Source organism: Rahnella sp. EDr1-12 (assembly GCF_049206505.1).
Classification (GTDB): Bacteria; Pseudomonadota; Gammaproteobacteria; order Enterobacterales; family Enterobacteriaceae; genus Rahnella; species Rahnella rivi.
Genome location: NZ_JBLZNY010000001.1, coordinates 860,810 through 885,409 on the forward strand (window position 1 = coordinate 860,810; position 24,600 = coordinate 885,409).

Here is a 24,600-nt window from a genome sequence, read left to right on the forward strand (position 1 = left end):
AGAGGGACATTATGAGCAGTAAACGTCTTGGATTTTTCACCCGCCTGCTGGACAACACCAGCGCGCAGGAACGTTACCGGCTGGCGACCGAACAAATCATTCACGCCGAGCAGTTAGGCTTTGATTCCGCGTGGGTCGCGCAGCACCATTTTCACGAGGCGGAAGGCGGCCTGCCTGCGCCGCTGGTTTTTCTCGCACAGGTGGCGGCACATACCCGCTTTATCCGTCTCGGCACCGGCGTGATCACCCTGCCGATGGAGAATGCCCTGCGCGTCGCCGAAGACACTGCCGTGCTGGATTTACTTTCCGGCGGACGGCTTGAAATCGGTTTAGGCTCGGGCGGCACGCCGACGTCATTCCCGCCGTTCGGGCTGGAAAGTCAGGATCGCGGCAAAGCTTTTGGCAACAATCTGCAAACCCTGCTCACCGCCTGGCGCGGAGAACCGCTGGCGGGCACCGATAACCGGTTGTACCCGGCGGCACCGCAGCTGGCGAACCGCGTCTGGCAGGCAACATTCTCGGTTGACGGCGGCGCGCGTGCGGGTAAATCCGGCGACGGCCTGATGCTTTCGCGCACCCAGCCACGCCCGGCGGATGCACCAGATTTGCGCCTCGACGAGCTGCAAAACCCGATTATTGATGCCTATCTCGATGCCCTGCCGGACGGCGTTGCGCCACGCATCATGGGCTCGCGTACCGCGTTCGTCACCGAAAACGGCGATGAAGCGCGTGAGCTGGCGCAAAAAGGCTTACGCCGTCAGGCCGAAAATCACCGTGCCAGCGGACAGATTGTGAGGGGCGATACGCTCGACGATTACATCCGCACCTTCGACGTGCATCTCGGCACAGCGGCGCAGGTGACCGCGACGTTGCAGGCCGATACCGCGCTGGCCCGCGTCACCGATCTGGCGTTTCAGGTGCACTCCATCGATCCGCCGCATCCGTATATTTTACGTTCCATCGAACTGATTGCCCGTCACGTTGCGCCCGCGCTCGGCTGGGTTCGCCGCACGCCGCAGCGCAGTGTCTCCACCTCTTCCGCCAATACTTCATTTTCACGGGAAACCTTATGACATCCTATTCGACCGACCTGCTGGAAAAACTGGCTGACATCGCCCCTGATTCTGCGCTGAAACAGGCCCGCGACACCCGCGACGCCGCCACCCGTCACGCGCAGGGCAGCTATGACGCGCTGTTTACTGAACAGGATGGCGTGGATTTTTCGCTGGCTGAGCGCCTGCGTTTAGCGCAAAACGTCGCCCGCTGGCACGGTGATTCGCAGCTGACCAATCACTATTCCGAACGCTTGCAGGATTTGCCGGACATCGACGAAACCGCCCGTCTCGACGCTGCGCTGACGCACGGCGAACGTCTGAGTTTCAAACCCGCCAGCGCCACGCCCGCACATTTGCAGGCGCTGAAAAAAGCCGGCTGGTCGGTGGATGCGATAGTCACGCTGTCGCAGCTGATCGCTTTCGTCAGTTTCCAGAGCCGCGTACTGCGCAGCTACCGGCTGATTGGCGGCAAACCGGTGGAGAACGGCAGCAGTAAACCGGTCGGTGCTGCGTTCTGGCGTACCGAACCCAATATCCACAGCGGCCGTGATGCGCCGCAGGCGTTTACCCAGGAAGAACTCGGCTGGGAACCGTGGATCCCGGCAAAAAAACTGGAAGATTTTGATGAGGCGCAGCAGGCGACCCTGGCGAAATTCGGCCATACCGATTCCGATTATTTCCGCCTGTTAGGCCGCAATTTGCCGGTTCTCGAACAGCGCACGCTGACCGACAAAGGCATTTTCTACACCTCCGGCGGGCTGCCGCGCAAAGAGCGCGAACTGGCCGCGACGGTCGCCAGCAAAATCAACGGCTGTATTTACTGCGCGTCGGTGCATGCGCGCAAAGCCAGCCAGCTTTCCAAACAGACGCAAGACGTCCAGCGCCTGATCGACACCCCGCCGGGCGGCATTCTCAGCAAAGAACAGTCCCCGCGCTGGCAGGCCGAAATTGATTTCGCTGCCGCGCTTTCCGCAACGCCACCGGTCGCTACAGAACAGCACATTGCGGCGCTGCGCGAACAGGGTTTAGATGAGCTGGAGATTGTCGATCTGGCGCAGTCCGCGGCCTTTTTCGCCTGGGCAAACCGTCTGATGTTAACGCTGGGAGAACCCTTCAATGACTGAAGCACAACGTTCACACCCTCTTCGCCCGCAGCTTGATCATGTGGTGATTAACGTTGCCGAGCAGCTGAATCAGTCCGAGCAGCAATTTCGCAGGCTGGGTTTTCACCTCACGCCGCGCGGCCATCACTCGCTCGGTTCCAGTAATCATCTGGCGATTTTTGGCGATAATTATCTCGAACTGCTGGGCTACGAGCCGGGTAATGCTCACACCCGCACCGACCTGTGGCAGGCACCGCTCGGGCTGAGTGGTCTGGTCTGGAAAACGCAGGATTCATCGGCGGTGTACCAACATCTGCAGCAGCAAAATATTGCCGGCTCACCACCGGCAGAATTCTTCCGTCCCGTTGCGCTCAACGACGGCACCTCGCCAAATGCGCGGTTCCGCACCGTGCCGCTGGCCGCCACCCGCGTGCCGAATGGCCGCAGTTTCTTCTGCCACCACCTGACGCCGGAACTGGTGTGGCGCAATGAATGGCAAAACCACCCGAACGGCGTCGCTGATATCACAGGCTTTGTGATTTCTGCAGAAAATCCGCATGAGGCCGCGCAGGTCTATGGCGAGTTATTCGGTGCAAGCGCACTGGACGTCAGACCCAAAGAAGTGATCCTGCGCGCAGGCCGCGCCAGCGTACGGTTTGTCACGCCGGAGCAAGCCACCGCAGAATTTGGCATTGTGCCGGAAGGCGAAAATGGCAGCGCCCGGATGATCGGGCTGGAGTTTGCCACGCGATCACTGGATGCGGTACGCAACAGTTTACGCGTCGGGGAAATCGCGTTTGCTGATCATACTTCGCAAATCACCGTGCGCGCAGCGGATGCATTAGGGGTGGGGATTCAATTCAGGGAAGAATAAGGTCAAGGGCTTGTCGCCTGAACTGGCGTTAAGGTCAAGGTCAAGGTCGTGGGCGTCGGCCCACACCGACTTGGGGGTGGCTTATCGCCGCCACCCCCAAGACCCCCAGGCTCTTTCACTGCGCGCTGCCGCTCGCTGGCTATGTTTCAGCACCCTCCGCTATTGCCGCAAAATCCCGCTGCTGCGCAGTCCCCTCCCGTCGGGTTTCAACCCGCGCAAAAAAACGCGCGGTTTTCCACCACTCCTCCGGCGTGATTTTTGAGCGCGGCTGGGGATTTTTAGGTCGTCACCTCACTCACTTTGATTCTTTAAAAATCAAAAGCGATCAGATTGGGTTTTATCTTTAAAAATAGTGGGATGGCGCGCTCAAAAATCTGGCCGACCGGGGGTTCGAGACGCAGGGCTCGAATCCCGCGGGGAGGGAACCGCGCAGCGGCAAGATTTTGCGCCACATTCGGGACTATCAGAACATGTCCGTCGACCCAGCGGCAGCGCGTGTTTAAAAAAAGCGAGGAGAGTGCAGAGAGGAAAAGCAATTTCCTCTCTGCTCGGTTTCGGCGCGAAAAGCCAGGTGAGCACTGCAATTGAGAAACCGAAATGTTCACGGTTTAACGCAATGTTGAGCGCCACCGGCATGCCCGTCGGGCCAGCGCCACCGCGCGTTTAAAAAAAGCGAGGAGAGTGCAGAGAGGAAAAGCACTTTCCTCTCTGCCCGGTTTCGGCGCGAAAAGCCAGGCGAGCACCGCTATTGAGAAACCGAAATGTTCTCTATTTAAGAAAACGCCGCCCCATTGCCCGGCCAAGGCAATAAAAAAAAAGACGCGACATTTTCACGTCGCGTCTTTTTCATTCACTACCCAATCTGATGTTATGCGGCGGTTTTAGCCGCTACAGCAACTTCTGAACGTTTCAGGATGGCGTAAGCACCGCCCGCCAGAACCGTACCGGCGATAATCGCCACCAGATAACCGAGAACCGGTGTGATAGCACCTGGGATCAGCAGAACGAACAGACCACCGTGTGGCGCCATCAGTTGTGCATGGAATGCCATCGACAGAGCACCGGTCAGTGCGCCACCAGCGATACAGCATGGCAGAACACGCATTGGGTCACGGGCGGCGAACGGAATCGCACCTTCAGAAATAAAGCACAGACCCAACACCAGCGCCGCTTTACCGCCTTCACGCTCGCTTTGCTCAAACTTATGACGCGCCAGCAGCGTTGCCAGACCCATCGCCAGCGGTGGCACCATACCGGCAGCCATGATGGCGGCCATAGGTGCATAAACGGATGAACTCAGCAGTGCTACGCCGAAGGCGTAAGCGGCTTTGTTGACCGGGCCACCCATGTCGGTACACATCATCGCACCAAGGATTGCGCCGAGCAGAACTGCGTTGGCAGTACCCAGAGATTGCAACCACGCCGTCAGACCCGCCATAATTTTAGCGACCGGCGTACCGACAACGTAAATCATCACCAGACCGGTAATCAGACTCGCCACCAGCGGAATGATCAGGATTGGTTTCAGGGCTTCCATACTTTGCGGTAATTTCAGCTTGCCGCTGATGGCCTTCGCCACATAACCCGCCAGGAAACCGGCAATGATACCGCCAAGGAAACCGGCACCGGTGCTCACCGCCAGCATACCGCCGATAAGACCCGGTGTCAGACCCGGACGGTCAGCGATGGAGAAGGCAATGAAACCGGCCAGAACCGGCACCATCAGCGCGAAGGCTGAAGCGCCACCGATTTGCATCAGTGCTGCCGCCAGCGTGCCTTTGACTTCAAACGCTTTAATACCAAACACGAAGGAAAGCGCGATACACAAACCACCGGCAACCACCATTGGCAGCATGTAAGACACGCCGGTCAACAGGTGACGGTATGGGCCTGCGCCGCCCGCTTCTTTCTTCTTGCTGGTGGACGCACTGCCCTGAGTGGCTGGCTGGAACAGCTCAGCTTCAACCAGCGCTTTGTCCAGTTCCTGCTTGGTCTTTTTCAGTGCCAGACCGGTAGAGGTACGGTACATCGGTTTACCGGCAAACTTCGCCAGATCCACTTCGATGTCTGCCGCGACAATCACCAGATCGGCCGCTGCCACTTCTTCCGGGGTAATCGCATTGCCTGCGCCCACGGAACCGCGGGTTTCCACTTTCACCCACCAGCCACGTTTTTTGGCTTCGGATTCAATGGCTTCAGCAGCCATAAAGGTATGCGCTACGCCGGTCGGGCACGCCGTGATTGCCACGATACGTTTCGGACCCGCAGCAGCCGGTGCAGAAACGGCGGCAACGGCCGCAGGCGCCACATACGGTTTTGCCTCAGCCAGTGCGCGTTGCACAAAAGCATCAGGCTCACGCACCGCATCCGCCACGTTACCGGTGTAAATGTTTTTGCCGGTCAGCGCCGCGTCGTTCGGCACGGTTTCACCGGCCACGATCACGATGTCAGCTTCAGCAGCCTGTTCAACCAACGAGTGCCCGGCTTTTGCGACGGCAGCAGCGAGCAAATTTTTCGCCAGGTGGCTCCGGGCCTGTCCCAGCGAACTGTCTATCATCAGCAGCGTTTTCATTCTGCCTCCTGCGAATTAAAAGGGTTTCAGATCAACACGGGCCATCATCGCCGCGAGCTGCGGACGATCGGTGACACCGACATTACTCTGGCTGACAGCCAGGGCGGCAACGGCAGTGGCCAGTCGTAGCGTATGTTCACTGGATTCACGCATCAGTAAGCCGTAGATCAGACCACCGACCATGGAATCACCGGCACCGACGGTGCTGACGACTTCACAGGCTGGCGGTTTGGCAATCCACGCACCGGATGCGTTAACCCACAAGGCACCTTCTGCACCCAGAGAAATCACCACATGGGCGATACCCTGGTCACGTAAGGCGTGCGCGGCTTCTACCACGTCACTCAGTTCTGGCAATTTACGGCCAGCCCAAATTTCCAGTTCACGACGGTTTGGCTTAACCAGCCATGGCGCAGCTTTAAGACCGGCGACCAGCGCTTCACGGCTGCTGTCGAAGATGATGCAAGGGCACTGGGCGCGCAGGCGCTTCATCCAGTCGGTGAAAGCATCAGGATCGACGCCCGCTGGCAAACTTCCGCTGACGGCAACCATGTCGAACTGACCCAGCCAGGAGAGGGAGTCGGTCACGAAACGTTCCCAGTCTGCTGGCGTCACGTTAAAACCAGAGAAGTTGAAGTCGCTGACTTCGCCATCTTTTTCGGTCAGTTTGACGTTGATGCGGGTCCGGCCATTGACCACCTGGAAACGGTTCGCGATGCCCAGATCGCTGAACAGCAACTGGAAGCCGTCCTGATTTTCTTTGCCGAGGAAACCGCCAACGGTGACGTCGATGCCCAGATCTTTCAGCACTTTCGCTACGTTGATGCCTTTACCTGCGGCATGCAGACCGGTGGTTTGCACCAGATTGACTTCACCGCGTTCGATTTCAGGCACATAGCCCACTAAATCGTACGCCGGGTTTAAGGTAATTGTGGCGACTCTGCGGCTCATGCGCCCTCCCCAAGACCTTCAGAAATAGCTTCACCAATGGTTTTCAGTGCCAGTTCGGCATCTTCACCGCTGGCGGTAAAGCGCAGGTGGTGACCTTTTTTCACGCCCAGCGCCACGACTTTCATCAGGCTGCGGCCGTTGGCAGGTTTACCGCTGCCATCAAGGTTGGTCACGGTGATTTCGCTGGTAAATTGCTTGATCACGTTGACTAAGGCGGTACCCGGACGTGCATGCAGGCCGTGTTCGTTACGGATAACGTATTCGGCACTCAGCACGTTGGCTTCTTCTGCCACTTCGCTGGTCAGCAATGCCAGCACGCCTACCGCGTCTGCCGTCAGCAGACGTTCAGCTTTGTTGGCAATCAGCAGATCGCTCAGGTAATTCAGCAGGTTCAGCGGCTGATCGTCGGCGACGGAAATGGTCAGCAACATCGCCACCTTTTCACCGTCCAGATCGAATGCCTGCTGAGCGCGGCTGAGGGTGGCAGCACTTTTCAGGTTGCCTTCCGTGCTGTCACTCAGCCAGATGCCCTGACCCAGGTTCAGCGGTTTACGGCTGATGACGTCGCTGACGAAGGCAGTATCGACCGCGCCAATCTGTTTCAGACGGCCAGCGTTCAGCGCCTGCAGGGTGATCAGGTTTTCAGCAGCAACATCCACTGCGATCAGTTGAGTATCAAACAGGAATTCAGCGGCATTCTTTTCGCCCATCAGCAGGCTGCGCAGTTCTTCAGCTGAATCTGTTTTCGCCATGCGTTCAGCCACGCTGTCGTCGCTTAATACGTGCGTAAGCTGACGCAGCAGGCTGAGGTGTTCATCAGAACGCGCCGCGATGCCGATAACGATGTAGGCGGTCTGGTCTTCACCCCAGGAAATACCCTGCGGGAACTGATAGACCTGAACACCCGTATCAAGCACTAAATCACGGGTATCCGTGGTGCCATGAGGGATCGCAATGCCATTACCGAGGTAAGTGGAGGTTTGCAGTTCACGGGCTAACATGCCGTCGACATAACCTTCGCTGACGCGACCGGCCTGTGTCAGTGCTGCGGCGACCTGGCGAATGGCGTCCTGCTTATCGCTGGCTGCGGCACCGAGGTGAATATCTTGCTGTGACAGTTGGAACATAATTCTCCTCTCCTGCTGAAATTGAATCGTTTCAGCTTTACTGAGAAAAAAGGAGCGCCACCAGATTACGTTGTCGAAATCGGTAACGCTGAAACGTTTCAGGAAGTCTTAATCGGGCTCGTTTTTAAAGCAAGCATTCCCTGATTCTACGTGATGATTTTTTGATGCCACGCACAGTTTCCTTTATTCAGAACGCCTGGCGCGAATAACTTAACGCAAATGCTGAAGTCAGGCTGACGCGTTTTTCGTCAGACGAAAAAACCCAAAGCTGAAGCAAGCTGACCGGTATTTGAACATGACATCCCGGACCCTCTTGCGGTTATTTTTAACACAAAATGCGGTTTTATTATTCAGTATGGCAAATTCACTCAGGTTTACATTTTTGATGATCAAAACCTGTTTTTGTTTTTTTTAAACTGACGTAACATTCGCGCAAATTTCGTCCCTCCCCCTACTTCTGGTTCAGTTATACACATGCGAATTTCTACAGCATCAGCCCGCCGTTTGCCTGACATGACCTCGACCGCATTCCTGATCATTGCCTTTCTGACAGGCATTGCCGGTGCGCTACAGACGCCCACGCTCAGCCTGTTTCTGACCTCTCAGGTGCACGTCAGCCCCTTCATGGTCGGGATCTTTTTTACCGGCAGCGCAGTGATCGGCATTTTTGTCAGCCAGTTGCTGGCCACCTGGTCGGATAAACGCGGCGATCGCAAAACGCTGATCCTCTATTGCTGCCTGCTGGGCGCGCTGGCCTGCGTGCTGTTCGCCTTCAACCGTAACTACTTTATTCTGCTGTTTATCGGGGTATTGCTGTCGAGTTTTGGCTCCACAGCCAACCCGCAGATGTTCGCGCTGGCACGGGAACACGCGGAAAAAACGGGCCGCGAAGCCGTGATGTTCAGCTCCATCCTGCGCGCACAGGTTTCACTGGCATGGGTGGTTGGCCCGCCGCTGGCGTTTGCGTTGTCGATGGGCTTCGGTTTTACCTTCATGTACTGCGCTGCCACGCTGGCGTTTCTGGTGTGTGGCGCGATGGTGTATGTCTTTTTGCCTTCGATGCCAAAAGCGCGCGTGAAGACCTCCGCGACGCTGGAAGCCCCGCGCCGCAACCGCCGCGACACGCTGATGTTATTCATCGCCTGCTCGCTGATGTGGGCAGCCAACAGCATTTATCTGATCAATATGCCGCTGTATGTGGTGCGCGAATTAGGTTTGCCGGAAAAACTGGCGGGCGTGCTGATGGGCAGCGCCGCGTGTCTGGAAATCCCCACCATGCTGATTGCCGGTTATCTGGCACGGCAGTTGGGTAAGCGTTTTCTGATGCGCCTCGCCGTGATCGCCGGCGTGATTTTCTACGGATGCCTGCTGTTTACCACCGGCGCCATGATGCTGATTGCTTTACAGCTGCTGAACGCGATTTTCATCGGCATTCTGGCCGGCATCGGCATGCTCTATTTTCAGGATTTGATGCCGGGTCAGGCCGGTGCGGCCACTACGCTGTTTACGAATTCTACGCGTGCTGGCTGGATCCTCGCCGGGTCGCTTGCGGGTGTGATTGCGCAGTTCTGGACCTATCACGCCGTGTTTTACGCCGCGCTGGCAATGGTGGTGGGGTCGGTGGTGTGTATCTGGAATGTGAAAAATGTGGATGATCCGGTCACGGAAACGGTGGCGGCGAAAAGCTGATATCACCGCTCAGGGCGCAGTATCCGCTTCAAGCTTTATCAGGTAGGTCAGGGCCTGGTCGCGATGGGTAAAACACATCTCGCGGTTGGCCTGCAAACTGGCGCAGACTTTCGGACGCAGCGGCGACGTAAAAATGTTGCACAGGAAGTTATCCGCCAGATGAATGCAACGCGTGTTGGCGGGTTTGCCGTCCGGCATTCCGGGGATCGGGCTGGAAATTGAAGGCGCTATGCAACAGGCTCCGCAATCAGTACGACAGTCCATCAACAGCCTCCTCAGGCCTGGTTTTGAGGCGCGACAATAGCAGGCGCTTTCATGCGCCACCAGCGAAATATTTACTACTCTTTAACACTGTTGACCCAACAAGTTTGATACCGGCTGGCTGCCCCACAGAGATGCGCAATAATGCGGGTTTTCACGACTCTTTTTGCGCTATCTGCTTGCCTGAAATCAGCGGCGCGGGTAACGTGTCGCAAATTATTTCCCCCTTTATCTCGACAGGTATTTATATGGCACGTGCTAACGAAATTAAACGCGGCTTCGTTGTGAACTACGACGGCAAATTGCTGCTGGTAAAAGATATCGATGTTCAAAGCCCAAGCGCCCGTGGTGCCAGCACCCTGTACAAAATGCGTTTCTCCGACGTTCGTACCGGTGGCAAAGTGGAAGAGCGTTTCAAAGGCGATGACATTCTCGATACCGTCACCCTGACCCGCCGTAAAGTGAACTTCTCTTACGTCGATGGCGACGAATACATCTTTATGGATGATGAAGATTTCACGCCTTACACCTTCAACAAAGCGCAGATCGAAGAAGAACTGCTGTTTATCCCTGAAGAAGGTTTGCAGGGTATGCAGGTTCTGACCCTCGACAGCCAGCTGCTGGCGCTGGAAATGCCGCAAACCGTGGATTTGGAAATTGTAGAAACCGCGCCGGGTATTAAAGGGGCTTCCGCCAGCTCACGAACCAAACCTGCCGTGATGGCTACCGGCCTGAACATTCAGGTGCCGGAATACCTGAGCTCCGGCGACAAAATCCGCATTCATATTGCCGAACGTCGCTATATGGGCCGCGCGGATTAATCATCCCGGCACATTGCTCTTCAAAGGAACGCCACGGCGTTCCTTTTTTATTGCGCCAGACCTGGCTGAAACTTTGCGTTAAATGCTCCAGACTCTCGATCTACTTCACAAAACGAGAGGCCATCCGGACTTACCAATTCCCCTTTCTATCATATGACTTTACACTCAAAGCCCTGATTTCGGCTTAAATCGTCGCTTTATCCAGCATGAAATTGAACTGACGGGTAAACAGCCCCAATTTGGCCTGACCAATTATTTATTTTCTGACTTGCCTGGAGTCTTGCATGAAAACTATTGCCACAGCGTCCCTGCCCGCAGCCGTGTCATTGCCTGCTTACGACCGTGATGCGCTGAAAAGCCGCATTGTTCACCTCGGATTTGGCGCCTTCCACCGCGCCCACCAGGCGCTGCTGACCAACCGGGTGCTGAATTTACAGGGCGGCGACTGGGGCATCTGTGAAATCAGCCTGTTTGGCAATGAAAGCCTGATCAACGCGCTGCGTCAGCAAAATCACCTGTTCACCGTGCTGGAAAAAGGTGCAGAGGGAAATCAGGCCATTGTTGTCGGTTCCGCCCATGATTCGGTGCACGGCATCATTGACGGGCTGGAAGCGGTCATCGAAAAACTGGCGGAAGCGCAGGTGGCCATCGTGTCACTGACCATCACCGAGAAAGGGTATTGCATTGAGCCTGGCACCGGTGAACTGGATCTGCAAAACCCGAAAATCCAGCAGGATCTGGCAGGCGGTCAGGCACCCTGTACCGCGCCGGGTGTACTGGTTGAAGCGTTACGCCTGCGCCATGAGCGCAATCTGCCTGGCTTTACGATTCTGTGCTGCGATAACATTCCGGAGAACGGTCTGGTCGTAAAAAATGCCGTTCTGGGCATGGCGAAAGCACGCTCCGCTGAGCTGGCGGAATGGATCACAGCGAACGTCTCTTTCCCGAGCACCATGGTGGATCGCATCGTTCCCGCCGCGACCGAAACGACTCTCGACGAGATCACCGAAGCGCTGGGCGGCATCACCGATCCCTGCGGAATCGCCTGTGAGCCATTCATTCAGTGGGTTGTGGAAGATGACTTTGTCGCCGGTCGTCCTGACTGGGAAAAAGCCGGGGCGCAGATGGTGTCCGACGTTCTGCCTTTCGAACAGATGAAACTGCGCATGCTGAACGGCAGCCACTCATTCCTGGCTTATCTGGGCTATCTGGCCGGTTATCAGCACATCAACGAGTGTATGGAAGATGCACATTACAAAACGGCAGCTCACCGTCTGATGCTGAAAGAACAGGCGCCAACGCTGAGCGTGGAAGGTGTCGATCTCAACGCCTATGCGGACAGCCTGATCGCACGTTACAGCAACCCTTCACTCAAGCACCGCACCTGGCAAATCGCGATGGACGGCACGCAGAAGCTTCCGCAACGTATGCTCGATTCTATCCGCTGGCATGTGAAAAATGGCGGTTCTTATGAACTGCTGGCGCTGGGCGTGGCGGGCTGGATGCGTTACATCAGCGGGACGGATGATGCGGGTCAGCCGATTGAGATTAAAGATCCGATGGCCGATACCTTAGCCAGCATCGTGGCCTCAACCGCAGACGGCGAAGAACGCGTGAAAGCCCTGCTGGCCCTGAATGCGGTGTTTGGCGAGCAACTGCCGCACGAAGAAAAAGTGGTGCAGGCAATTCTGGCGGCTTATGCCGATCTGCAACGCGTGGGCGCGAAAAAAGCCGTGGCGAAGTACGTCAGCTAACCGTAAAAGTAGAGAAAATCACGGCTGCTGCGGCAGCCGTTTTTTATGGGGACGGGTCTTCAGTCGTTGAGTTCGGAGGGAACGGAGGAAAATAAGAAACCATCAAATGCAGGGTCATCCGCATCTGACACCTGCAACAACATATCTTTCACATTTTCCAGATGCTGCCACATCGCCTGCTTAGCCGCTTTCGGATCACGGCGCAGCACGGCCTGCAAAATGGTCTGATGATCCTGCAACCAGAGCTGGCTGTGGGTTTTCCCGACAACGTGCTGATGAATACCCAGCCACATCGGGCTGCGCTGGCGGATCAGCCACAAATCATCCACCAGTTTAACCAGAACGCTGTTCTGCGAGGCCTGCGCCAGCAAGCCGTGGAAACGCTGATCTTCCACATCATCTGAAACGCCGCGTTCAATACAATCGCGCTGGGCATCAATGGCATCGCGCATTTGCAGAATATCGGTTTTAGTGGCCTGCATAGCGGCAAAAGCGGCAATTTCCCCCTCCAGCAACTGCCGCGCCTGCAGCAATTCGAAGGGACCGTAACCGGTATCTGCCGTCTCTGTCGGGCTGTTTTCAGCAGGATGCAGCACATACACGCCGGAGCCCTTACGCACTTCCACCCATTTTTCCAGTTCCAGCATGATCAGCGCTTCCCGCACCACGCTGCGGCTGACAGAGAAGGATTCAGCAATTTCGCGTTCAGGCGGCAGACGGTCGCCGGGGGCATATTTCCCCGCATGGATATCACGGCGTAAATGGCCGCCAATCTCCTGATAAAGTCGCATAATCTTGCCCCTGTCGAACAATTGGTCTGACATCTGAAAAGACGGCAAGCCGCTGCCAGAATGCCTGAATTAAGAGGGAAAATTATAACATGCGGGGATAAGGCGAACAGAATGAGAACTGAAAACTGACGGCCCGATCAAAATTGGGCCTGCCAGTTTTCAGGGTGTCCGGCCAGAACGGTGTGAGAAAACCGGCGGCTCAGGACATTGCGCAGCGGAATTATTAAGTAAATCTTAACTGTCAGTTATAGGTCACCGTCATGAGGGTCAGACGGGGATCGTTTTTAATGTGCTCAGTGCTCACATGGCCCAGAGACAGCGGCAACGTATAGGCCTGGGGTTGTGTCGCATCCAGAGTGCGGACCTGACTGACGGTCTTCCCGCCACGGTCACATTTGCTGGTAACCTTTTGATCACCGGTCGTAAAGCTGCATCCGCCATCAACAATGGCACCGTAGAAGTTAATCTTGCCGGTACTTCCGGCGCTGGCAAACTGCGTCATCCCTGAGGCTAACAATCCCAAAAACAGTGTCCATCTGATGCTGTTCATGGTCATACCCTCATCTGTAAATTGGTTTTTTTAATCATTGCGTAACTTCAATTTAACATTAATACATCTAACCGATTTCGCACTACGCAAACGAAAATATCGGAGGAAAAGCCATCAGAATTACGCGGTACTGAACAATAATCGGCACAATGCTGGATTTTCTTTAACGCCCATTGCACATTGTCCGGTGAATTTTTTTACAGAGGGATGCAGTCATGACCAAAACTAACCTGATTACCGGCTTTCTCGGCAGCGGTAAAACCACCACGCTGCGCCATTTACTGGCTCAAAAACCCGAGGGTGAAAAATGGGCGGTGCTGGTGAATGAGTTCGGTGAGATTGGCATCGATGGCGCGTTGCTCGCTGACAGCGGTGCCGTGCTGAAAGAAATTCCCGGCGGATGTATGTGTTGTGTGAACGGTTTGCCGATGCAGGTGGGGTTAAACATGTTATTGCAGCAGGCGAAACCTGATCGCCTGTTGATCGAACCCACCGGTCTTGGGCATCCGAAGCAAATCCTGTCCCTGCTCACCTCTGAGGTTTACAACAACTGGATCACGCTTAACGCCACGTTATGCCTGATGGATCCCCGGCAGCTGAGCGATCAGCGGGTGATCGATAATGAAAACTTCCGCGACCAGCTGGCTGCCGCCGACGTGATCGTCGCGAATAAAGCCGATGTGGCGCAGGCGCAGGATAAACAGGCGCTGGAAACGTGGTTCGCCACTCATGGCGGCGGGCGTCAGCTGGTGGTTGCGTCGCAAGGCGCCATCGACCCTGCCCTGCTGGATTTGCCGCGTCTGAATCAGGTCACACTGCCGGAAGGTAAACATCATCATGCTCATGCCCCGCAACGCGGGCTGGCAGCGCTGAGCCTGCCGGGTAGCCAGCGCTGGCGCCGGGCGCTCAATCAGGCCGACGGCTATACCAGCTGTGGCTGGATATTTGATGGCGAAACACAATTTGATACCGCGGGCATACTCGACTGGGCGCGTCAGGCACCGGTAGATCGCGTGAAAGGCATCATGCGCATAAAGGAAGGGACACTGCTGATAAACCGTCAGGGAGACGACCTGCATATTGAAACCAAACCGGCGGCGCCGTTAGACAGCAGAATTGAGCTTATTACACGAGATGTTGCGCAATGGAATGAACTACAATCACTCTTGTTGAAGGTTCGTTTAGGTTGTAAGGATTAAGTTAACGCTGACTAATTTATTCATTACCCTGCTAAGTATAGGTTAACATTTATGTGGCGCCGAAATATCCCCGCAATCCTGATACTCAACGTATTAGGCGTTGCACTGTTTTTATCCTTTTATCTGCCGGCAAATCATGGTTTCTGGTTCCCGATTGATAAGTCGATTTTCTTCTTCTTCAATCAGCACCTGGCAACAGACCATTGGTTCCTGCATCTGGTGGCGGTAACCAATAACCGCGCCTTTGATGTTATTTCGCTGCTGGCGATGGGTGCCCTGTACCTGTGCTTCTTCCTGAAAGAGGATACCCGGGGGCGCCGCCGCCTGGTGATTATCGGGTTCGTGATGCTCCTGACCGCCGTGGTGCTTAACCAGCTGGGTCATTTGCTGCCGGTGAGCCATAAAAGCCCGTCGCTAAGTTTCCCGGATGTTAACCGTGTGAGTAAACTGACCGGCATTCCGACCAAAGATGCCTCTGCGGACAGCTTCCCCGGTGACCACGGCATGATGCTGATCATTTTCTCCTGCTTTATGCTGCGCTATCTGAGCAAGGGCGCTTTCGCTGTTGCCGTGCTGATCACCGTTATCTTCTCGTTGCCACGCGTGATGATTGGTGCGCACTGGTTTACCGATATTGCGGTCGGTTCGATGTCCGTCGTGCTGGTAGGGGCCAGCTGGTGGCTGATGACGCCTGCCAGTGACATGCTGATTAACTGGCTGGAAAGAAAATTACCCGGTAATAAAATGCTTAGCAAAAACCCGTGATGCATTGATGCATATCATTTAATTATGGCTCGCCTGAAACTGAACGGCAGGTGGGCCATTTTTTAAGACAAATCCCAGATATACTTAGCTGAAAAAGGCCGGTGCAACCCGCTTGTGATGCGGTTTTAATCCAAATTAGCATAAAAATAACCCATCCTTTTTTACATCTTTACTTACATCGGCTTACATCACAATTTCTTATAAAAAATCTCATAATACCTCTCGCAATCCCCTATTCATTACGGTAATCTCCAATTCGCCTGCACAGAAATGTGGCAAAAACACCGGGTTTCAAGATAAAAACGTGCTCTGACGCACATTTTATCATTCCAGTGTTTGTCCCGACTGTGCGCGGCGGGTAGTCTCGCTTCGTTTGGCAATTTTAATAACGATTACATCGTTAAGGACAGCAAGGGATAACAACAATAATGGTCAAGTCTCAACCTTTTCTGAGATATATCACGCGGATAATTCCCGCGATTGGCGCAGCAATTATTCTCACTGCGTGTAGTGGTACACATTCTTCGAACACAGAAAACGCGCAAACTGATATGCGTGCAGTAAATGACAAAGACGGTCTTCTACTGCAAGCCTCTCAGGATGAATTCGAAGCAATGGTTCGCAGCGTCAACGTAAAATCCAAAATTATGGATCAGTATGCTGACTGGAAAGGCGTTCGTTATCGGTTAGGTGGTGACAGCAAGCGTGGTATCGATTGCTCAGCTTTCGTCCAGGTAACATTCCGCGAACAATTTGGTATGGATTTACCTCGTTCTACCTATGAACAGGAAGAGAAAGGCAAGAAAATCCAGCGCACTAAACTGCGTCCGGGTGATCTGGTTCTGTTCCGCGCAGGTTCGACAGGCCGTCACGTCGGTATTTATTTAGGTAACGATCAGTTTGTACATGCATCAACCAGCAATGGTGTGATGATTTCCAATCTGAAAGAGACTTACTGGAATACACGTTATCGTGAAGCAAGACGCGTTTTGGCTAACGGTTAACCGTTACCCCATGATTTAGCTCTTGTTGTTCTATGCCAAGCGAATAAAAAAACGTCATCTCCGGATGGCGTTTTTTTATGTCTGGAATAACCGGTAATAAAAAGCTGCTGTTTTTTTGGCTACGTTATACTTTGATTTCATCAGTCAAAAAAAGGGCTTCTCATATGGGGTTAAAAGCGGCGCTTACGCACAGCGTATTACCCAAACGCCGTTATTTGAAAAAAAGTCTTTTTTTCTCCGTGATATTTTTTATCTTATTTACCCTCATCACATTAAGCGTCATTAAAGCCAATAACTCCCTCGAACAAAATGAGATTGCCAAAAGAACCGGGCAATTCAGCAACCGCTATTTTCATCAGCTCACCGATACCATGCGCCGGGTGGGTTTACTGACGACCGAAAGCTGCGCGTCCGTTGCCAGCGAAATTAACCGTGATGCCGCTTTCAGTATCGGTGTGCGCGATTTCCAGCTGGTGCGCGACGGCATGGTGTATTGTTCGTCAGCCTCGGGAAACCAGCACGTTCCGGCCAATTCCACGCTGCATGGCATTGATTTCACCAAACCGATGGCCGTCAGCCTGCAAATGGGCACGCCTGCGGTGCCCAACCGTCCGGTGATCATTGTCTGGCAGCGTAATGCGGGGTCATTTGATGACGGGGTGATCGCCACGCTGGAACTGACGCTGTCGCCTTATATGCTTTTTGCCCAGCCTGGTTCGGGTTATCGCGGATTTGCCCTGCTGGTCGGCGATGTGGCGCTGGTGTCCTCCCAGGAGGGGCTGATACCGGTCAGCCAGATGCCAACAAGCCATTTCACGCAGATACAGGGGGGCGATTATCCTTTTACTATCCGCCTCTACTCCCCTTCCCTGACGGGCGACAACATCCGCTTTACGCTGCTCGGCGGTCTGCTGCTGAGCATACTGGTGTACGTGCTGATTTATCACAGCCTGCTTATCCGCCATAACGTCGAAAGAGAAATCCTGCGCGGGCTGAAAAACAAAGAATTCTTTGTTGAGTATCAGCCGGTGGTGGAAGCCCGCAGCATGAAAGTCACCGGAGTCGAGGCCCTGCTGCGCTGGCAGCATCCGATCGAAGGCCGCATTCCTCCTGATATGTTCATCAGCTATGCGGAAACTCAGGGGCTTATTGTCCCGCTGACCCAACATATGATGATGCTGGTCGCCGCTGATGCCCACGAACTGGCGCGCGCGTTTGCAGATAAAGCCAAGCTGAGCATCAATATTTCCCCGCACCACATGAATAAAGTCAGTTTTCATGATGACGTCTTAAACTTCATTGAGGCTCTGCCGGAAAATGCATTTCAGGTTGTGTTTGAAATCACTGAGCGGGGAATGATTGATACCGAAGGGGCGATGCGCGAGTTCAACTGGCTGCGCCGCCATAAGATTGAAATCGCCATTGATGATTTCGGCACCGGCCACAGCGCCCTGATCTATCTGGAAAAATTCACCCTCGACTACCTTAAAATCGACAGGGGTTTTGTCATGTCGATTGATCAAAAGACCCTGATTGCGCCGGTGCTTGATACCGTGCTCAGGCTGACTGAGGAACTGAAACTCAAAACGGTGGCCGAAGGCGTGGAAACCCACCAGCAGGCAGAGTATCTGAGAAACCACGGCGTGACCTATTTGCAGGGTTTTTTGTACAGCAAGCCGCTGAGTGTCACCGCGCTTCTGGCGTTTACCCGTGACTTCAATGAAAAAGAGGCCTGTTATCACATCTGAACCGCCACCGGTGGCGGTCTGCCGCATTATTTTTCTTTTAGGCGTCTGTCGCTGAATATGATAAAAAGGCCGAAATCAGGGAAAGTGCCAAAAACTGGCGCGTTACAAGGCCTTAGCCATTCATTGATCATCACTGAACGACAGCCCGCGCGTAAGCCGCATCTTGCTGTTGTCATCACAGGAGTGCAGATTCAGGATGTTATCTCGCTTTTTTGCCGCAGCGTTATGCCTGCTGAGCCTCGGTGCTCAGGCTGAAGTTATTCAGGACAGTTATGCGTTCGCGATTCTGGGCGAACCCAAATACGTGTCCAACTTCAGCAGTTTTGATTACGTCAATTCCGCTGCACCTAAAGGGGGACAAATCACGCTCGCCGCCATCGGCACCTACGATAACTTCAACCGTTTCGCCTCACGCGGCAACCCGGCCATACGCAGCGGCTCTCTCTATGACAGCCTGTTCACCACCTCCAGCGATGAAATCGGCAGCTATTACCCGCTGATCGCCGACTCCGCCCGCTACGACAGCGAGTATCGCTGGGTCGAAGTGGATATCAACCCCCGCGCCCGTTTTAACGACAACACGCCGATCACCGCCAGCGACGTCGCCTTCTCTTTTACGAAATTCATGACCGAGGGCGTGCCGCAGTTCCGCGTGGTGTATAAAGGCGTCGAAGTGAAAGCCATTTCGCGTCTGACCGTGCGCATCGTACTGCCAAAGCCGGATAAAGACATGATGCTCGGCCTGCTCGGTTTACCGATCCTGCCGCAGGCATTCTGGGAAAAACACAAATTCAACCAGCCGCTGAACACCCCGCCGCTGGGCAGCGGGCCTTACCGCATCAGCGATTACAAACTCGGGCAGTACATCACTTATTCCCGCGTGCCGGACTACTGGGCGGCCAATTTGCCGGTCAACCGTGGCCGCTATAATTTCGACACCATCCGCTACGACTATTACCTCGACGACAATGTGGCGCTGGAAGCTTTTAAATCCGGCGCGTTTGATTTCCGCATGGAAAGCTCGCCGAAAAACTGGGCGACGCAATATCAGGGCGGTAATTTCAGCAAAAACTTTATCGTCAAAGCCGATGAGGAAAATCAGGCGGCACAGGATACGCGCTGGCTGGCGTTCAACATTCATCGCCCGCAATTTGCTGACCGCAAGGTGCGCGAAGCGATCACGCTCGCTTTCGATTTTGACTGGATGAACAAGGCACTCTATTTCGGTGCCTATCAGCGGGTGGACAGTTATTTTCAAAATACCGAATATGCCGCCAAAGATTATCCGAACTCGGCTGAACTGGCCTGGCTAGGGCCGCTGAAAAATAAAGTGCCCGCAGAAGTCTTTACCACCTTGTATCAGCCGCCGCGTTCTGACGGCAGCGGCAATGACCGCACCAACCTGCTCAAAGCCACCGCGCTGCTTAAAGAGGCGGGCTGGGAAGTGAAAAATCAGGTGCTGGTCAACAGCAAAACCGGCAAACCGTTGACGTTTGAGTTACTGCTGCCGGCTGGCGGGAACGCGCAATACGTCTTGCCCTTCCAGCATAATTTGCAGCGGCTGGGCATTCAGATGTCGATCCGTGAAGTGGATAACTCGCAGTTCGTGCGCCGTATGCGCCAGCGTGATTACGACATGCTGCCGACCGTTTATCCCGCCACGTCGTACCCGAGCAGCGATCTGCAACTTTACTGGAATACCCGGTTCCTGGATTCGACCTACAACAAGTCTGGCGTGAGCGATCCGGCTATCGACAAACTGACCGATGAAATCGCCGCCAACCAGGGCAAACCCGAGGCACTGCTGTCGCTGGGCCATGCGCTGGACCGCGTACTCACCTGGAATATGCTGATGATCCCGATGTGGTACACCCATCACGAGCGTTATGCGTACTGGGATAAATTCTCAATGCCAGCCATCACCCCGTCCAACGGAATGGAGCTCGATACCTGGTGGTATGACGTTAACCGCGCAGCCCGTTTACCTGCGCAACGCCGCTGAGGAGCCTGCTGTGGCCGCCTATCTGTTAAGACGACTACTCCTGATGATCCCGACGCTGTGGGCGATCATTACCATCAACTTCTTCATCGTGCAGATTGCGCCCGGTGGCCCGGTTGATCAGGCGATTGCCGCCATTGAGATGGGGCATTCCGGCGGGCTTCCCGGTGCAAGCGGAGACACCGGTAATGGCAAAGCCTCGCCGGGCGTCGCGCAGTTTGGCGAAGGCCAGTACCGTGGCGCGCGCGGGCTGGATCCTGAAGTCATCGCTGAAATCACCCGGCGCTTCGGTTTTGATAAACCGCTGCATGTGCGCTACTTCGAGATGCTTGCAAATTACGTGCGCTTTGATTTCGGCGACAGCCTGTTCCGTGGATCCTCGGTCATGGGGCTGGTGAAAGGCGCGCTGCCGGTCTCCGTCAGCATTGGCTTATGGAGCACGCTGATTATCTATATGGTGTCGATTCCTCTGGGTATTCGTAAAGCTGTGCGCAACGGCACGAAATTCGATACCTGGAGCAGTTCACTGATTATTATCGGTTACGCCGTTCCCTCGTTCCTGTTTGCCATTCTGCTGATTGTGCTGTTCACCGGCGGCAGCTACCTCGACTGGTTCCCGCTGCGCGGTCTGACCTCGCCGAATTTCGATACCCTGCCCTGGTACGGCAAAGTCACCGATTACCTGTGGCATATCACGCTGCCGGTGGTGGCGACGGTGATTGGCGGATTTGCCACCCTGACCATGCTGACCAAAAACTCCTTTATGGATGAAGTCGGTAAACAGTATGTGGTGACCGCCCGCGCCAAGGGGCTGAACGAGAAGCAGATCCTGTACCGCCATGTGTTTCGCAATGCGATGTTGCTGGTGATCGCCGGTTTTCCGGCCATTTTCATCACCATGTTCTTCACCAGTTCCCTGATGATCGAAGTGATTTTCTCATTGCAGGGATTAGGGCTGCTGGGCTATGACGCCATCGTCCAGCGCGATTTCCCGGTGATGTTCGGCACGCTTTATATTTTCACGCTGATCGGGCTGCTGCTGAACATCATCAGCGATCTGACCTACACGCTGGTTGACCCGCGTATCGACTTTGAGGGCCGCCACTGATGCCACGTCATTTAAGCACGGTGAACCAGGCGCGCTGGGCGCGTTTTCGTCAGAACCGCCGCGGTTTCTGGTCATTGTGGATTTTTCTGGTGGTGTTCACGCTGGCCCTGCTTTCTGACGTACTGGCCAACGACAAACCGCTGCTGGCGCGCTATCAGGGGCACTGGTACGTGCCTTTCATGATGAACTACAGCGAAACCACCTTTGGCGGTGAACTGGAAACACCGACCGATTATCAGGATCCGTTCGTGCTTAAACAGCTCGACGATCACGGCTGGGTGCTCTGGGCACCGATCCGCAGCAGTTTTAAGTCGATTAATTTTGCCACCACACAGCCTTTCCCTTCCCCACCCTCGGCAGAAAACTGGCTGGGCACGGACAGCAACGGGCACGATGTGCTGGCGCAAATTCTTTACGGCCTGCGGATTTCACTGTTCTTCGGCATTTTTCTGACCGCGCTGACCTCCGTCATCGGGGTCATGGCCGGCGCCGTACAAGGCTATTATGGCGGCATGATTGACTTGCTCGGCCAGCGTTTTATCGAAGTGTGGTCAGGCATGCCCACGCTCTATCTGATCATCATTCTGGCAAGCGTGGTGCAGCCAAGTTTCTGGTGGCTGCTGTTGATCAGTATTCTCTTCGGCTGGATGGCGCTGGTCAGCGTGGTGCGCGCGGAATTCCTGCGCACCCGAAATTTTGACTACATTCGTGCGGCGCAGGCAATGGGCGTCAGCGACCGGTCCATTATGCTGCGGCATATGCTGCCGAATGCGATGGTCGCCACCCTCACCTATCTGCCCTTTATTTTGTGCGGGTCGATAACGTCTCTGACCTCACTGGATTTCCTCGGTTTTGGCCTGCCGCTCGGTTCGCCCTCTCTCGGCACGTTACTGATGGAAGGCAAAAACAACTTACAGGCCCCGTGGCTGGGCATCAGCGCCTTCGTGGTACTGGCCTCGTTGCTGTCTCTGCTGATTTTCATTGGTGAAGCGGTACGCGACGCCTTTAATCCGTCCGCACAACATCATGAGGCGCGCTGAGATGACAGACACTCCTCTTTTACACATTAAAAATCTCAGCGTGGCCTTTCGTCAGGCCGGTGAAGCGCGCGAAGTGGTGAGCGATGTGTCGCTGACTCTCCGCGCCGGAGAAACGCTGGCGCTGGTGGGCGAATCGGGCTCCGGCAAAAGTGTCACGGCGCTGTCAGTGCTGCGCCTGTTGTCCTCGCCGCCGGTGATGTATCCGCAGGGGGACATTCTGTTTGCCGGAAAATCCTTACTGCATGCGGATGAAAGTACGCTGCGAAGTATTCGCGGCAACCAGATTTCGATGATCTTTCAGGAACCGATGGTGTCGCTCAACCCGCTGCACACCCTTGAAAAACAGCTCGCCGAAGTGCTGATGTTGCATCGCGGGTTGCGCGGTGAAGCAGCACGCAACGAGATCGTCCGTTGTCTTGACCGGGTAGGTATCCGTCAGGCCGCCTCGCGCCTGAAAGATTTCCCGCACCAGCTTTCCGGCGGTGAACGCCAGCGGGTGATGATTGCGATGGCGGTGCTGACCCGGCCAAAACTGCTGATTGCCGATGAACCGACTACCGCGCTGGACGTGTCGGTACAGGCGCAGATTTTATCGCTGCTCGATGAGCTTAAGCAGGAAATGGGCATGGCAATGCTGTTTATTACCCACAATCTGCGTATCGTGCGCCGCCTGGCAGATAACGTCGCGGTGATGCAGCATGGCCGCGTGGTGGAGCAGCAACCGCGCGCCAGCCTGTTCAGCCAGCCGCATCACCCGTACACGCGCCAGCTTTTGCAGGCCGAGCCACAGGGCCGCCCGCAGCCGCTGACGGGCGAGCCGCCGGTTCTGCTGGAGGTGAAAAATCTTGCGGTCGGATTTCCGGTCAAACGCGGTCTGCTGCGCCGCACAGTGAGCATCAAACATGCCGTGAATCAGGTCAGTTTCCGTCTTCGTCGCGGGGAAAGTCTCGGCGTGGTGGGCGAATCCGGTTCAGGGAAAAGCACCACCGGGCTGGCGCTGCTGCGCCTGCTGAAGTCACAGGGTGAAATCTGGTTCGACGGGCAGCCGCTGCATACTTTTTCGCGTCAGCAAATGCTGCCCTTTCGCAGCCGGATCCAGGTGGTGTTTCAGGATCCCTTTTCGGCGCTGAACCCGCGTTTTACCGTCGGGCAAATCATTGCCGAAGGCCTGCTGGTACACCGAAAAGTGAGCGCCGGAGAGCGTGAAAAAGAGGTGATCCGCGCCATGGAAGACGTGGGGCTGGATCCGCAATCCCGTCACCGTTACCCGACTGAATTCTCCGGGGGCCAGCGTCAGCGCATCGCCATCGCCCGCGCGCTGATTTTACAGCCGGAAATGCTGATTCTGGATGAGCCTACGTCGTCGCTGGATAAATCGGTGCAGGCGCAGATCCTGGCGATCCTCAGCGAGCTGCAACAGCGTCGCGGCCTGACCTATCTGTTCATCAGCCATGATTTGCACGTCGTGCGCGCACTCTGTCATCAGCTGATGGTGTTACAAAATGGGGAAGTCGTGGAACAGGGAGACTGTGAGCAGATTTTCAACGCACCGCAGCAGGCTTACACGCGGGAGTTGCTGGCCGCATCGGATGCGTTTGATAAACCGGTGGTGTGAAGCGCTTAGGCCTGGAATAGCGAACGGGCGGGACGACGCGCCTGACAGGGGAACACGTCAGGCGGTCAGAACGGATAGAGTGCGGTAATCGATTCGGCGATGGCCGCGCCAATATTTTTCAGGCAACAGAGCGTGGCGCTTTCATCTTCGCGATGCACGAACAGACAAGGCTCACCGTCGATTTCAACGATCGCAGCTTTCACCTGAATATCTTCCAGCGCATTAGTCAGCTGGTGCATCACCTGCCAGGCAAACTCACCTTCATGACTGAGCAATTTCAGGCCAATCAGATTGTTATCTTCATCGTTGCCAGGCAGCGGAATCGGTTCAACTTTGATACCGGCAAAACCTGACATCCAGCGATAACTTTGCGGCAAACGGTGTACTACCGAAAGTTGGATATTATTCACGGGATTCCCCAGATAATGATTTATACACTTCACCTGCAAATGCGTAACATCTATACCAGTTATAGACGACAGACGCCGCTTTGCCCAATTAATGCTCAAATCATTAACATTAAATTAACGTAATCAAAAGCCAGCCAGCTGACAGTAGCCTTGTTTTGTCTGCT

At 55.0% G+C, this 24,600-nt stretch carries 21 protein-coding genes; 14 read left to right on the forward strand and 7 right to left on the reverse strand.

Features of this window, described 5'->3' with window-relative positions; genetic code table 11:
- The first annotated feature begins 11 nt into the window (after positions 1 to 11).
- The 3 genes from ACO0U8_RS04050 to ACO0U8_RS04060 are packed head-to-tail and all read left to right on the forward strand — an operon-like array spanning position 12 to position 3,032.
- A complete protein-coding gene (locus tag ACO0U8_RS04050; protein WP_421670344.1) occupies positions 12 to 1,073 on the forward strand; it encodes a putative FMN-dependent luciferase-like monooxygenase in 1,062 nt (353 codons plus the stop codon).
- A complete protein-coding gene (locus tag ACO0U8_RS04055) occupies positions 1,070 to 2,179 on the forward strand; it encodes an alkylhydroperoxidase domain protein (RefSeq protein WP_421670345.1) in 1,110 nt (369 codons plus the stop codon). Before ACO0U8_RS04050 ends, ACO0U8_RS04055 begins: the two co-directional genes overlap by 4 nt.
- Positions 2,172 to 3,032 (forward strand): VOC family protein, encoded by an 861-nt coding sequence (locus ACO0U8_RS04060; RefSeq protein WP_421670346.1) that lies wholly within the window; start codon positions 2,172 to 2,174, stop codon positions 3,030 to 3,032. Before ACO0U8_RS04055 ends, ACO0U8_RS04060 begins: the two co-directional genes overlap by 8 nt.
- 868 nt (positions 3,033 to 3,900) lie before the next feature.
- On the opposite strand, the gene fruA is transcribed toward ACO0U8_RS04060, so the two are convergent.
- The 3 genes from fruA to fruB are packed head-to-tail and all read right to left on the reverse strand — an operon-like array spanning position 3,901 to position 7,682.
- Positions 3,901 to 5,604: a PTS fructose transporter subunit IIBC gene (fruA, locus tag ACO0U8_RS04065; RefSeq protein ID WP_056778542.1), complete on the reverse strand. Its 1,704-nt coding sequence runs from the start codon at positions 5,602 to 5,604 to the stop codon at positions 3,901 to 3,903.
- Positions 5,605 to 5,619: 15 nt separating this feature from the next.
- On the reverse strand, positions 5,620 to 6,555 hold the full coding sequence (fruK, locus tag ACO0U8_RS04070) for a 1-phosphofructokinase (RefSeq protein ID WP_056778537.1): 936 nt from the start codon (positions 6,553 to 6,555) through the stop codon (positions 5,620 to 5,622).
- Complete coding sequence (gene fruB, locus ACO0U8_RS04075) at positions 6,552 to 7,682, reverse strand: fused PTS fructose transporter subunit IIA/HPr protein (protein ID WP_421670347.1); 1,131 nt, start codon at positions 7,680 to 7,682, stop codon at positions 6,552 to 6,554. The genes fruK and fruB overlap by 4 nt, the downstream gene beginning before the upstream one ends.
- Before the next feature lie 474 nt (positions 7,683 to 8,156).
- Between fruB and ACO0U8_RS04080 the strand changes: the two genes are divergently transcribed.
- A complete protein-coding gene (locus tag ACO0U8_RS04080) occupies positions 8,157 to 9,371 on the forward strand; it encodes a sugar efflux transporter (protein ID WP_183846339.1) in 1,215 nt (404 codons plus the stop codon).
- Positions 9,372 to 9,380: 9 nt separating this feature from the next.
- Here the strand turns inward: ACO0U8_RS04080 and ACO0U8_RS04085 are convergent, their stop codons facing one another.
- Positions 9,381 to 9,635, reverse strand: coding sequence for a YkgJ family cysteine cluster protein (locus ACO0U8_RS04085; RefSeq protein ID WP_421670348.1), 255 nt, complete (start codon positions 9,633 to 9,635; stop codon positions 9,381 to 9,383).
- A gap of 245 nt (positions 9,636 to 9,880) precedes the next feature.
- Here ACO0U8_RS04085 and yeiP point away from each other — a divergent pair, with 245 nt between their 5' ends.
- Together yeiP and ACO0U8_RS04095 are read left to right on the forward strand one after the other, a co-directional pair.
- Complete coding sequence (gene yeiP / locus ACO0U8_RS04090) at positions 9,881 to 10,453, forward strand: elongation factor P-like protein YeiP (protein ID WP_056778524.1); 573 nt, start codon at positions 9,881 to 9,883, stop codon at positions 10,451 to 10,453.
- A gap of 284 nt (positions 10,454 to 10,737) precedes the next feature.
- Positions 10,738 to 12,207, forward strand: a complete 1,470-nt coding sequence (locus ACO0U8_RS04095; protein WP_421670349.1) for a mannitol dehydrogenase family protein — start codon at positions 10,738 to 10,740, stop codon at positions 12,205 to 12,207.
- 59 nt (positions 12,208 to 12,266) lie between these two features.
- On the opposite strand, the gene ACO0U8_RS04100 is transcribed toward ACO0U8_RS04095, so the two are convergent.
- The gene (locus tag ACO0U8_RS04100; protein ID WP_056778516.1) at positions 12,267 to 12,998 is read right to left on the reverse strand and encodes a GntR family transcriptional regulator; all 732 of its coding nucleotides are present in this window, start codon (positions 12,996 to 12,998) and stop codon (positions 12,267 to 12,269) included.
- Positions 12,999 to 13,239: 241 nt separating this feature from the next.
- On the reverse strand, positions 13,240 to 13,548 hold the full coding sequence (locus ACO0U8_RS04105) for a hypothetical protein (protein ID WP_421670350.1): 309 nt from the start codon (positions 13,546 to 13,548) through the stop codon (positions 13,240 to 13,242).
- A 215-nt stretch (positions 13,549 to 13,763) separates the two neighbouring features.
- Here ACO0U8_RS04105 and ACO0U8_RS04110 point away from each other — a divergent pair, with 215 nt between their 5' ends.
- From ACO0U8_RS04110 to yejF, 8 genes are all read left to right on the forward strand, one after another.
- Positions 13,764 to 14,747, forward strand: coding sequence for a CobW family GTP-binding protein (locus ACO0U8_RS04110; protein ID WP_136375148.1), 984 nt, complete (start codon positions 13,764 to 13,766; stop codon positions 14,745 to 14,747).
- A 51-nt stretch (positions 14,748 to 14,798) separates the two neighbouring features.
- Positions 14,799 to 15,512, forward strand: coding sequence for a phosphatase PAP2 family protein (locus ACO0U8_RS04115; RefSeq protein ID WP_122095783.1), 714 nt, complete (start codon positions 14,799 to 14,801; stop codon positions 15,510 to 15,512).
- Between the two features lie 428 nt (positions 15,513 to 15,940).
- Complete coding sequence (gene mepS, locus ACO0U8_RS04120) at positions 15,941 to 16,516, forward strand: bifunctional murein DD-endopeptidase/murein LD-carboxypeptidase (RefSeq protein WP_056778505.1); 576 nt, start codon at positions 15,941 to 15,943, stop codon at positions 16,514 to 16,516.
- Between the two features lie 239 nt (positions 16,517 to 16,755).
- Positions 16,756 to 18,264, forward strand: a complete 1,509-nt coding sequence (locus tag ACO0U8_RS04125; RefSeq protein ID WP_421670351.1) for a cyclic di-GMP phosphodiesterase — start codon at positions 16,756 to 16,758, stop codon at positions 18,262 to 18,264.
- Between the two features lie 196 nt (positions 18,265 to 18,460).
- Entirely contained in the window at positions 18,461 to 20,266 is a 1,806-nt protein-coding gene (locus ACO0U8_RS04130) for an extracellular solute-binding protein (protein WP_421670352.1), read from the forward strand.
- A 10-nt stretch (positions 20,267 to 20,276) separates the two neighbouring features.
- A complete protein-coding gene (gene yejB, locus ACO0U8_RS04135) occupies positions 20,277 to 21,371 on the forward strand; it encodes a microcin C ABC transporter permease YejB (RefSeq protein ID WP_122095784.1) in 1,095 nt (364 codons plus the stop codon).
- Complete coding sequence (locus ACO0U8_RS04140) at positions 21,371 to 22,411, forward strand: ABC transporter permease (RefSeq protein ID WP_414071380.1); 1,041 nt, start codon at positions 21,371 to 21,373, stop codon at positions 22,409 to 22,411. The genes yejB and ACO0U8_RS04140 overlap by 1 nt, the downstream gene beginning before the upstream one ends.
- Position 22,412: 1 nt before the next feature.
- Positions 22,413 to 24,026, forward strand: a complete 1,614-nt coding sequence (yejF, locus tag ACO0U8_RS04145; RefSeq protein WP_421670353.1) for a microcin C ABC transporter ATP-binding protein YejF — start codon at positions 22,413 to 22,415, stop codon at positions 24,024 to 24,026.
- 65 nt (positions 24,027 to 24,091) lie between these two features.
- On the opposite strand, the gene ACO0U8_RS04150 is transcribed toward yejF, so the two are convergent.
- Complete coding sequence (locus tag ACO0U8_RS04150; protein ID WP_056778487.1) at positions 24,092 to 24,436, reverse strand: YejG family protein; 345 nt, start codon at positions 24,434 to 24,436, stop codon at positions 24,092 to 24,094.
- Positions 24,437 to 24,600 lie beyond the last annotated feature (164 nt).

Coding starts and splice junctions, on each gene's coding strand:
- ACO0U8_RS04050 (WP_421670344.1), top strand. CDS start 12: ATGAGCAGTAAACGTCTTGGATTTTTCACCCGCCTGCTGGACAACACC.
- ACO0U8_RS04055 (WP_421670345.1), top strand. CDS start 1,070: ATGACATCCTATTCGACCGACCTGCTGGAAAAACTGGCTGACATCGCC.
- ACO0U8_RS04060 (WP_421670346.1), top strand. CDS start 2,172: ATGACTGAAGCACAACGTTCACACCCTCTTCGCCCGCAGCTTGATCAT.
- fruA (WP_056778542.1), bottom strand. CDS start 5,604: ATGAAAACGCTGCTGATGATAGACAGTTCGCTGGGACAGGCCCGGAGC.
- fruK (WP_056778537.1), bottom strand. CDS start 6,555: ATGAGCCGCAGAGTCGCCACAATTACCTTAAACCCGGCGTACGATTTA.
- fruB (WP_421670347.1), bottom strand. CDS start 7,682: ATGTTCCAACTGTCACAGCAAGATATTCACCTCGGTGCCGCAGCCAGC.
- ACO0U8_RS04080 (WP_183846339.1), top strand. CDS start 8,157: ATGCGAATTTCTACAGCATCAGCCCGCCGTTTGCCTGACATGACCTCG.
- ACO0U8_RS04085 (WP_421670348.1), bottom strand. CDS start 9,635: ATGGACTGTCGTACTGATTGCGGAGCCTGTTGCATAGCGCCTTCAATT.
- yeiP (WP_056778524.1), top strand. CDS start 9,881: ATGGCACGTGCTAACGAAATTAAACGCGGCTTCGTTGTGAACTACGAC.
- ACO0U8_RS04095 (WP_421670349.1), top strand. CDS start 10,738: ATGAAAACTATTGCCACAGCGTCCCTGCCCGCAGCCGTGTCATTGCCT.
- ACO0U8_RS04100 (WP_056778516.1), bottom strand. CDS start 12,998: ATGCGACTTTATCAGGAGATTGGCGGCCATTTACGCCGTGATATCCAT.
- ACO0U8_RS04105 (WP_421670350.1), bottom strand. CDS start 13,548: ATGAACAGCATCAGATGGACACTGTTTTTGGGATTGTTAGCCTCAGGG.
- ACO0U8_RS04110 (WP_136375148.1), top strand. CDS start 13,764: ATGACCAAAACTAACCTGATTACCGGCTTTCTCGGCAGCGGTAAAACC.
- ACO0U8_RS04115 (WP_122095783.1), top strand. CDS start 14,799: ATGTGGCGCCGAAATATCCCCGCAATCCTGATACTCAACGTATTAGGC.
- mepS (WP_056778505.1), top strand. CDS start 15,941: ATGGTCAAGTCTCAACCTTTTCTGAGATATATCACGCGGATAATTCCC.
- ACO0U8_RS04130 (WP_421670352.1), top strand. CDS start 18,461: ATGTTATCTCGCTTTTTTGCCGCAGCGTTATGCCTGCTGAGCCTCGGT.
- ACO0U8_RS04140 (WP_414071380.1), top strand. CDS start 21,371: ATGCCACGTCATTTAAGCACGGTGAACCAGGCGCGCTGGGCGCGTTTT.
- yejF (WP_421670353.1), top strand. CDS start 22,413: ATGACAGACACTCCTCTTTTACACATTAAAAATCTCAGCGTGGCCTTT.